This window comes from Pseudomonas sp. UBA6315 (assembly GCF_002438125.1).
Classification (GTDB): domain Bacteria; phylum Pseudomonadota; class Gammaproteobacteria; order Pseudomonadales; family Pseudomonadaceae; genus Aquipseudomonas; species Aquipseudomonas faucium.
Genome location: NZ_DJTF01000014.1, coordinates 1 through 3,147, shown reverse-complemented (window position 1 = coordinate 3,147; position 3,147 = coordinate 1). Strand labels below are relative to the sequence as shown.

Genomic DNA, 3,147 nt, shown 5'->3' with positions numbered 1-3,147 from the left:
TGGGGGCGCGAAGCGGCCCCGGTGTCTATCAGAGGCCGTAGCTCATCAGGCGCTCGTAACGACGGGCCAGCAGCGCGTCATTGTCGAACTTGCCGAGCATGTCCAGCTGCTGGACCAGGTCGGCACGGATGCTTTCGGACATCTTCGCCGGGTCACGGTGGGCGCCGCCCAGCGGCTCCTGGATGACCTTGTCGACGATGTTCAGGCTCTTCAGGCGCTCGGCAGTGATGCCCATGGCCTCGGCGGCATCGGCGGCCTTGTCGGCGGTCTTCCACAGGATCGAGGCGCAACCTTCCGGCGAGATCACCGAATAGGTGGAGTACTGCAGCATGTTCAGCTGGTCGCACACACCGATGGCCAGCGCACCGCCGGAGCCACCTTCACCGATCACGGTGGCGATGATCGGGGTCTTCAGGCGCGCCATGACGCGCAGGTTCCAGGCGATCGCTTCGCTCTGGTTGCGCTCTTCGGCGTCGATGCCAGGGTAGGCGCCCGGGGTGTCGATGAAGGTCAGGATCGGCATCTTGAAGCGTTCGGCCATTTCCATCAGGCGGCAGGCCTTGCGGTAGCCTTCAGGGCGCGGCATGCCGAAGTTGCGGCGCACCTTCTCGCGCACTTCGCGGCCCTTCTGGTGGCCGATGACCATGACTGCCTTGCCGTCCAGGCGCGCAGTACCGCCCACGATGGCGGCGTCGTCGGAGAAGTGGCGGTCGCCGTGCAGCTCTTCGAATTCGGTGAAGATGTGCTCCAGGTAGTCCAGGGTGTATGGACGACGCGGGTGACGGGCCAGGCGTGCGATCTGCCAGCTGGTCAGGTTGCCGAAGATGCTTTCGGTCAGGGTGTTGCTCTTGTCTTGCAGACGGGCAATTTCATCGCTGATGTTCAGCGAGTTGTCGTTGCCTACCAGGCGCAGGCCTTCGATCTTGGCTTGCAGGTCGGCAATCGGCTGTTCGAAATCGAGAAAATTCGGGTTCATAGTCATCCGTCTTGGGTCTACGGCCAGGCGGCCGGCCGGTTGATCCGTTTGGCGCCCTACCTTAAGGGATCAGGCGCATTCAGGTCGAGATTAAATTTGGTCGGTTCAACGATATTGCAGGAAGACGTTCTCACGCCCGAACTGGTCACGCAGCGCCTGAATCAGGCCGTCGGCGGGGTCGATCGACCACTGGTCGCCGAACTGCAACATGGCCTTGGCGTCGCTGCCGGTGTACTCGAGGGTGATCGGGCAACCGCCGCGGTGACGGGTGATCAACTCGCCCAGCCAATTCAGGCGATCGCCCTTGAGGGCATCGTGCGCGACCTTCAGGCGCAGGCTCTCGGCGAGCTTGGTGCGGGCGTCTTCCATGGTCATCACCTGCTTCACGCGCAGGCGCAGGCCACCGGAGAAATCGTCGTTGCTGACTTCGCCTTCGACGACGACCATCGCATCATTTTGCAACAACGCCTGGGCGCCCATGAAGGCATCGGCAAACAGCGACGCCTCGATGCGCCCGGAGCGGTCGTCGAGGGTGACGAAGCCCATCTTGTCGCCCTTCTTGTTCTTCATCACCCGCAGGGCAATGATCATGCCGGCGATGGTCTGCGTCTCGCGCGAGGGCTTCAGGTCGATGATGCGCTGGCGGGCGAAGCGGCGGATCTCGCCTTCGTACTCATCGATCGGGTGGCCGGTGAGGTACACGCCCAGGGTGTCCTTCTCGCCCTTCAGGCGCTCCTTGAGGGTCAGCTCGCGCACCTTGCGGTGGTTGGCGTAGACGTCGGAGTCTTCCTCGACGAACAAGCCGCCGAACAGGTCGACGTGGCCGCTGTCGGCAGTGCGCGCGGTTTGCTCGGCCGCCTTGATGGCTTCTTCCAGGGCAGACAGCAAGGTCGCCCGATTGATGTCGATGCTGGCGTGGTACGCCTTGATCTCGTCATGGAAGTGCGGGCCGAGGCGGTCCAGCGCACCACTGCGGATCAGCGCATCGAGGGTGCGCTTGTTGACCCGCTTGAGGTCGACGCGCTCGCAGAAGTCGAACAGGTCCTTGAACGGCCCGCCCTGGGCGCGCGCCTCGACGATCGCCTCCACCGGGCCTTCGCCGACCCCCTTGATCGCGCCCAGGCCATAGATGATGCGGCCGTCGTCGTTGACCGTGAACTTGAACTCGGAGGCATTCACATCCGGCGCATCGAGGCGCAGCTTCATGCTGCGCACTTCCTCGATCAGCACCACCACCTTGTCGGTGTTGTGCATGTCCGCCGAGAGTACCGCGGCCATGAAAGGCGCCGGGTAGTGGGTCTTCAGCCACGCAGTCTGGTACGACACCAGGCCGTAGGCGGCGGAGTGGGATTTGTTGAAGCCGTAGCCGGCGAACTTCTCCACCAGGTCGAAGATGTTACCGGCCAGGTCCGCTTCGATATTGTTGGCCACGCAACCTTCGATGAAACCGCCGCGCTGCTTAGCCATTTCCTCGGGCTTTTTCTTGCCCATGGCCCGGCGCAGCATGTCGGCGCCGCCGAGGGTATAGCCCGCCATCACCTGGGCAATCTGCATCACCTGTTCCTGGTACAGGATGATGCCGTAGGTCGGTGCCAGCACCGGCTTGAGGCCTTCGTACTGGTAGTCGGAGTGCGGGTAGGCCAGCTCGGCGCGGCCGTGCTTGCGGTTGATGAAGTCGTCCACCATGCCCGACTGCAGCGGGCCAGGGCGGAACAGCGCCACCAGGGCGATGAGGTCTTCCAGGCAGTCGGGCTTGAGCTTCTTGATCAGCTCTTTCATGCCGCGCGATTCAAGCTGGAACACGGCCGTGGTCTCGGCCTTCTGCAGCAGCTCGTAGGTCTTGCGATCATCCAGCGGGATGAAGTCGATATTGACCTCGGGCAGGTTGTTCTTGGCCTGCTCGCGGTTGATCGTCTCCATTGCCCATTTGATGATGGTCAGGGTACGCAGGCCGAGGAAGTCGAACTTGACCAGGCCGGCGGCCTCGACGTCGTCCTTGTCGAACTGGGTTACCAGGCCGCCGCCCTCTTCGTCACAGGCGATCGGCGAAAAATCGGTGAGCTTGGTCGGCGCGATCACCACGCCCCCGGCATGCTTGCCGGTACCGCGGGTGACACCCTCGAGCTTGAGCGCCATGTCCCAGATTTCCCGGGCATCCTCGTCGCCCTTGA

Annotated in this window: 2 protein-coding genes; both read right to left on the bottom strand. The window is 63.3% G+C overall.

What is annotated here, in order from left to right; all coding sequences use genetic code 11:
- Positions 1–28 precede the first annotated feature (28 nt).
- Positions 29–976 carry an acetyl-CoA carboxylase carboxyltransferase subunit alpha gene (locus tag B3E94_RS01175; protein WP_176513508.1) on the bottom strand — a complete coding sequence of 316 codons (948 nt, stop codon included), beginning with the start codon at positions 974–976 and terminating at the stop codon, positions 29–31.
- A 105-nt stretch (positions 977–1,081) separates the two neighbouring features.
- Positions 1,082–3,147 (bottom strand): DNA polymerase III subunit alpha (gene dnaE, locus B3E94_RS01170; RefSeq protein ID WP_286912020.1); only part of this gene is annotated, 2,066 nt, incomplete at its 5' end.